Raw genomic sequence first — 6,877 nt, forward strand, 5'->3', positions numbered from 1 at the left:
TCTCTCTGTCGGGTCTCTGCGGTCATCTCTGTGGGGCGATGACACGGCGATGCGGTGCGCAGAATATTGCGTTGTTTCATCGAAATATTGCAGAGAGCTGTGAGCCGGTCCACAGGCAGGACGGCACAAGTTTCACCAGAAACGCTCACGACTCGGCGGTGCAGGCAGCCTGAGGGCAGCCAAAGAGCAAGCGTCCAGGTGCACTTCCCGCGATCGGACACCCCGGTCCGTCACTCGGATGTGCGCTGTGCGCTTGCGTCACCGGACCGCAAGCAAACGCAAGTAGCGCAAGAATTTGCGCGATCGTGCGTCGCGACCCTACAACGCAAGTCCGGATTCGGCGTGGACTCCGCGGACAGCCCCCCGCCCACGCGGCCCTGACCCGGCGCAGAGGCCGGGCCAAGCCCGTCGTCACCCTCGCAGGATCAGCGACGACTCTCTCGGGCTGTGCACAGAGCACGGCCCGAGTCGACTGCGGACGGTCGGCGTCACAGGCTCCTCGGGCGGCCGCTCGGGCGAAGCGGCTCCGCCTCCCGCCCTGCGCGCCGAGAAACCGGCGAGTTGTCGAACTCGCAGGTCAACTGTCAAATACTGACGTGCCCTTGGTCACCCGTCGCGCACAGGGAAATCTCAGAATGCCGTCTGCCCCCCGGACGTCGGCCACCCTTCGTTCACGCGTCCGTCGCCGCGGACCGCCTTGCTGTGGGGCGAAGTTATATAGACAACTTTGCCCATCCGGGCCTCGTCGCGACGGCGTCCGGGGCGGAGAGGACCCAACACCGTGCAACCCCGTCCAGGTGGGGACTGTCGTGCGCGACGGTCAGGACGATGTGGCGGTGCCGTCCGTGAAAGCGGCGCTGACGCACACCGCACGCGCCCAGGACGCCGGCATCGAGATGGAGCTGCGCAACGACGGTGGCACCGAGGCGGCCTTCACCGTCACCCCGAGCGACTTCGCCGGCAAGGAGCAGACCGTGTGGGTCAAGGCGGGGCCACTCCCGGCTGACCTGGCACACCGACGAGGGCCGGTACGACATCACCGTCACCGCGGGCACCGGGACCCGGTTCGCCCAGCGTTACGCGGGGACCGTGCACGCAGGCTGAGCGACGCGAAGTGGGGCGGGACACGGGCTCCGTGTCCGACCCCTTCTGTGGTGGGAGGTCGCGGAGGCGGTGTGCTCAGAGCGAGCTGGTTCCGCGCCGGGTGGGTGGGGTGCCCGGGTGTCCGCCGGGCGGGTGGAGGGTGGTGATGCCGGTGAGGACGAAGTCGATCCCGGCGAGGAACTGCTCGCGGTCGTCGTGCTCGCGCATCTGGTCCGCGACGGCCCGGGTGAACGGGTAGTCGTCGGGGTCGAGCTCCTTCCACGCCTTCGAGACGGCGCCGAGAAACTCCGCGCGGTCCGTGTCGGGGCCGGGGGCACCGGCGTTCACGGCGTTCTGGCCCGCTGCGCCGAGGATGTAGTGCAACAGCGCCGAGGTCGCCGTGAACCAACTGCTCTCGGGCACGCCGAGCGCGCGGACCTGTCGGCCGATGCTTTCGAAGATCCGCGCTGTCACCGTCCCCCAGGGGTGGCGGGAGAGCTGCACGGCGAGCTGGGTGGCCAGCCAGGGGTGTTCCTCGATCGCACCGGACAGGCCGAGTGCGACGGCGCGGATGCCGTCCTGCGGTGAGCCCGCGGGTTCGGTGGGTGCGGCAGGATCGGTGGGTTCGGCGGGCTCGGCGGCCAGGGCTGCCGCGACGACGCCGTCGGTGGCGGCGCTGAGCAGCTCGTCCTTGTTCGCCACGTGCCAGTAGACCGCCCCGGGGCCGGTGGCGAGGCGCTCCGTGAGCGCCCGGAACGTCAGTCCGCTCGCACCGGCCGCATCGAGCAGTTCGACGGCGGCCTCGACGATGCGCTCCCGCGAGAGCGCCTCTGTGCGCCGCTGTGACCGGCGCGTCCGCGTTGCCATGCCGCCATGTTGACACATCTGGAGCACTGTTCCAACATGGAGCACCGTTCCATTCTGGAACGGCGTACCAGAGATGCGAAGGAGAGTCACCATGCGCACTCACGTCACGATCATCGGCGCCGGACTCGGCGGCCTCACGCTGGCCCGCGTCCTGCACGTGCACGGAATCCCGGCCACGGTCTACGAGGCGGAGGCCTCCGCGACGGCGCGGGCGCAGGGTGGGATGCTCGACATCCACGAGAACAACGGCCAGCCGGCCCTTGAGGCGGCCGGCCTGATCGAGGAGTTCCGCGCTCTCGTCCTGGAGGGGCGCGAGGCGACCCGGGCCCTCGCCCCGGACGGTGCGGTTCTGCACGACGAACCCGACGACGGCACGGGGGGCCGCCCCGAGGTGCTCCGCGGCGAGCTGCGGCGGATCCTGCTCGACTCGCTCCCGCCCGGCACCGTCCGGTGGGGCCACAAGGTCAGCGGTGTCCGTGCCCTCGGCGACGGCCGCCACGAGGTGACCTTCGCCGACGGCGGCTCCATCACCACGAGCCTGCTGGTCGGCGCGGACGGCGCGTGGTCACGGGTCCGGCCGCTGCTGTCCGACGCGGTGCCCGAGTACGTCGGCACGTCGTTCGTCGAGACCTACCTCTTCGACGCCGGGACCCGGCACCCGGCCACCGCGAAGGCGGTCGGCGGCGGGGCGATGTTCGCGCTGGCGCCGGGGAAGGGGATCCAGGCCCACCGGGAGAGCGGCGGGACCCTGCACACCTATGTGGCACTCCGCAGGACGCAGGACTGGTTCGCCGGTATCGACTTCACCGACGCCGGCGCGGCGGCCGCGCGGATCGCGGCGGAGTTCGACGGCTGGGCACCGGAGCTCACCGCGTTGATCACCGACGGCGACACGGCGCCCGTCCTGCGCCTCCTTCACACCCTGCCCGGCGAGCACCGGTGGGACCGGGTGCCGGGGGTGACGCTGCTCGGCGACGCCGCCCACCTCATGATCCCGAACGGCGAGGGCGCCAACCTGGCCATGTACGACGGCGCCGAACTCGGCAAGGCCCTGGCCTCGCACCCCGACGACACCGAGGCCGCGCTCACGGCCTACGAGCAGGCCATGTTCTCCCGCAGCGCCGAGGAGGCCACCGGCGCCGTCCGGCTCCACGAGCTCATGTTCGGCGACGACTCGCCCCACGGCCTGATCGCCATGTTCACCGGAGCCGAGCGGACGTCGTGAGCCACTCGCCGTGCGACCGTGAGATCTGTGAGGCGGCCGGGTGGTCGGGGGTCGAGCCGCGTTCCCGAGTGGCGGCACCGGCCCGGTGGGACCAGGCTGGATGCCGGACAGCCCGGCCCTACCGCGTCGCCCCGGCTCCTCGGGAACCGGGAACACGGTGTTTGCCCGGCACACGCAGGGTCACCCGCTCACAGTAGGAGCCCGAAGACTCCGGAAGCGAAAGACGCGAGCACATCCGTACGGCATCCTCCCGGGGCGGGGTCACGCGTGCACCGGCCGATCTAGGGACAACGCGAGGACCGGCTGCTCCGTGCGGAGAAAGGCAGAGTCATGACGCAGAAGCCACCCCTCACCACCACCGACTCCGGTGCCCCCGTCGAGAGTGACGAGCACTCGCTGACCGTGGGCCCCGGGGGGCCGGTCCTGCTGCAGGACGCCTATCTGATCGAGCAGATGGCGCAGTTCAACCGGGAGCGCATTCCCGAGCGCCAGCCGCATGCCAAGGGGAGCGGCGCGTTCGGTCACTTCGAGGTGACCGAAGATGTCAGCGCCTACACCATGGCCGGCGTCTTCCAGCCCGGCACCCGCACCGACCTGGTCATACGTTTCTCGACGGTCGCCGGTGAGCGGGGCAGCCCAGACACCTGGCGCGACCCTCGCGGCTTCGCGGTGAAGTTCTACACCAGCGAGGGCAACTACGACATGGTCGGCAACAACACCCCGGTGTTCTTTATCAAGGACCCGATGAAGTTCCAGCACTTCATCCGGTCCCAGAAACGCCGCGCCGACAGCAACTTGCGCGACCACGACATGCAGTGGGACTTCTGGACGCTCTCCCCGGAATCCGCCCACCAGGTCACCTGGCTGATGGGCGACCGGGGCATCCCGCGGACCTGGCGCCACATGAACGGCTACACCTCCCACACCTACATGTGGATCAACGCCAAGGGCGAACGGTTCTGGGTGAAGTACCACTTCAAGACCGACCAGGGGATCGAGTTCTTCACCCAGCACGAGGCCGACCAGATGGCAGCCGTCGACACGGACTACCACATGCGCGACCTCTTCGAGCACATCCGTGACGGCGAATTCCCGAGCTGGACCCTCAACGTGCAGCTCATGCCGTACGCGGACGCCGCGGGCTACCGCTTCAACCCGTTCGACCTCACCAAGGTGTGGCCGCACAGCGACTATCCGCTGATCCCGGTCGGCCGGATGACCCTGGACCGCAACCCGACCGACAACCACGCCGAGATCGAGCAGGCGGCCTTCCAGCCCAACAACTTCGTCCCCGGCATCGGGCCCAGCCCGGACCGCATGCTGCTGGCGCGGCTGTTCTCCTACGCGGACGCCCACCGGCACCGGATCGGCGCCAACTACCAGCAGCTCCCGGTGAACGCTCCCGTCGTCGACGTCCACACGTACTCCAAGGACGGCGCGATGGCCTACCGGAAGACGTCCGATCCGGTGTACGCGCCGAACTCCAAGGGCGGTCCGGCGGCGGATCCGGCCCGGTTCGGCCCACCGCCGACCTGGGAGGCCGACGGCAGGATCACCCGCGCCGCCTACGTGTCCCACCCCGAGGACGACGACTGGGGGCAGCCCGGCACGATGGTGCGGGAGGTAATGGACGACGCCGCCCGCGACCGTCTGGTCGACAACGTCGTCGGGCACCTCCTCAACGGCGTCACCGAACCCGTCCTGCAACGCGCCTTCACGTACTGGTCGAACATCGACGAGACGATCGGCAAGCGCATCGCCGACGGCGTACGGGCCAAGGCCGACGAGAAGGACCCCAAGGCCGCCGAACAGGGCAACCCCGCACGCAGTTCCATGCAGCACAAGGCCTGACCTCATCCGACCGAACCCCCACGGAACAGGAACACCCGCCACGGGCCGAGCGATCCGCTCGGCCCGTGGCGGCGCGCCCGGCCTGCCGTCGGCTGAGCGGCGGGCGGGTGGGCCGTCCCGGCCGGCCGCCGGCGCTGAAGACCGTACGGAGCGAGTTCGGCCTGGATCCGGGATTCGACGAGCGGTTCGCGCGGGAGATCGCCGGCAGTGACCGGGTCTTCGGCCCCGTGGATGCCCACGCGCGCGATGCGGGCGCCGCGGAGGTGTCCGATTCCCCCACACCCGGACAGCAGCTCACGGCCCCGAACTTGGTCTGAACCAAAAAGGAAACAATTATTGACGTGGTCGAACAGGGTGCGTAGTTTCCGGGCCGAGCCGATCGAAGAGCTGTGTCGCCGTGCCGTCGGTGCGGCCCTCCCCCACTCCGGCCTCGAAGGGACTTGCCATGCGCGGTGCCCCGCCCCCGTGGAATGTCATGACCTCACCAAGACCATCAACCGGACCACGGACGTGGCGGGCGCGGGTCGTCGCCGTGCTGGCCTCCCTCGGGCTCGCTCTAGGGCTGCTGCTCGGGCTTCCGGCCGTCTCGCAGGCCGCGGGCTCGCTGCCGTGCGACATCTACGCCGCGGCCGGCACCCCGTGCGTGGCCGCGCACAGCGTCACCCGCGCGCTGCTCTCCTCCTACGCCGGCCCGCTCTACCAGGTGACCCGTGTCTCGGACGGCGCGACCACCGACATCGGGCTGCTGACAGCGGGCGGGTACGCCGACGCGGCGGCCCAGGACGCCTTCTGCGCGACCAGTGGGGGCTGCCGGATCACGAAGATCTACGACCAGAGCGGCCGGCACAACGACCTGACGCCGGGGCCCGCCGGTACCGCAGGCATGGGCGACGACCGGGGCGCCGACGCCTCGGAGATCGCCGTCACCGCGGGCGGCCACAAGGTGTACGGCGTCTGGATCTCCCCGGGCGTCGGCTACCGCTACACCGGCGTCGCCTCCGGAGTCGCCGTCGGCGGTCAGCCCGAGGGCGCCTACATGGTGGCCAGCGGTACCCACGTCGGATCGGCCTGCTGCTTCGACTACGGCAACGCGGAGCGCACCCCGGCCGACACCGGCAACGGGCACATGGACGCCGTGTCGATCGCCACCACCTGCTATTTCGCGCCATGCACCGGGAACGGGCCCTGGGTGGAGGCCGACCTGGAGAACGGCATGTTCCAGGGCGACAACGGCTCCAACACGGCGAACCTCGGCAACAGCAGCACCTTCGTGACCGCCGTGCTGAAGAACAACGGACAGACCCGGTACGCCCTCAAGGGCGGTGACTCCCGGTCCGGCGGGCTCAGCACCTGGTGGGACGGCGCGTTGCCCACCCGGGGCGGCTATCAGCCCATGCACCAGGAGGGCGGGATCATCCTGGGGATCGGGGGCGACAACAGCAACTGGAACCGGGGCACCTTCTTCGAGGGCGTCATGGTCTCCGGCTATCCCACCGACGCCGCCGAGAACGCCGTCCAGGCGAACATCGTCTCCGTCGGCTACAACGGCCGGACGGACGTGCCCAACGGACCGCAGGGGACGATCACCGGCCCCGGCGGCAAGTGCGTGGACGTGGCGGCGGACGACACCGGCACCAATGGCGCCGCCGTACAGCTGTGGGACTGCCAGACGTACGCCGAGGACCAGCACTGGACGCACAACCCCGACGGTTCGCTGTCCACGCTCGGGCGGTGCCTCGACATCGAGAACAACGGCACGACCGGCGGGGCCAAGCTGGAGCTGTGGGACTGCAACGGGGTCGGCGGCCAGAAATGGGTCCAACAAGCCGACGGCTCCCTCCTCAACCCCCA

6 protein-coding genes are annotated in these 6,877 nt (G+C 70.0%); 4 read left to right on the forward strand and 2 right to left on the reverse strand.

Annotated elements, in window-relative coordinates; genetic code table 11:
• Nucleotides 1–820 precede the first annotated feature (820 nt).
• Both ACWGJB_RS28455 and ACWGJB_RS28460 read right to left on the reverse strand, forming a co-directional pair.
• On the reverse strand, nt 821–985 hold the full coding sequence (locus tag ACWGJB_RS28455) for a hypothetical protein (RefSeq protein WP_453382917.1): 165 nt from the start codon (nt 983–985) through the stop codon (nt 821–823).
• A 194-nt stretch (nt 986–1,179) separates the two neighbouring features.
• Nucleotides 1,180–1,950: a TetR/AcrR family transcriptional regulator gene (locus ACWGJB_RS28460; protein ID WP_453382918.1), complete on the reverse strand. Its 771-nt coding sequence runs from the start codon at nt 1,948–1,950 to the stop codon at nt 1,180–1,182.
• Between the two features lie 91 nt (nt 1,951–2,041).
• On the opposite strand from ACWGJB_RS28460, the gene ACWGJB_RS28465 reads away from it, so the two are divergent.
• The 4 genes from ACWGJB_RS28465 to ACWGJB_RS28480 all read left to right on the forward strand — a co-directional run.
• Nucleotides 2,042–3,175, forward strand: a complete 1,134-nt coding sequence (locus tag ACWGJB_RS28465; RefSeq protein ID WP_453382919.1) for an FAD-dependent oxidoreductase — start codon at nt 2,042–2,044, stop codon at nt 3,173–3,175.
• 330 nt (nt 3,176–3,505) lie between these two features.
• A complete protein-coding gene (locus tag ACWGJB_RS28470; RefSeq protein WP_453382920.1) occupies nt 3,506–5,026 on the forward strand; it encodes a catalase in 1,521 nt (506 codons plus the stop codon).
• A gap of 65 nt (nt 5,027–5,091) precedes the next feature.
• Complete coding sequence (locus ACWGJB_RS28475) at nt 5,092–5,343, forward strand: hypothetical protein (protein ID WP_453382921.1); 252 nt, start codon at nt 5,092–5,094, stop codon at nt 5,341–5,343.
• Nucleotides 5,344–5,501: 158 nt separating this feature from the next.
• Nucleotides 5,502–6,877: arabinofuranosidase catalytic domain-containing protein (locus ACWGJB_RS28480; RefSeq protein ID WP_453382922.1), on the forward strand; the 1,376-nt coding region annotated here is incomplete at its 3' end.

Source organism: Streptomyces sp. NPDC054813 (assembly GCF_053611365.1).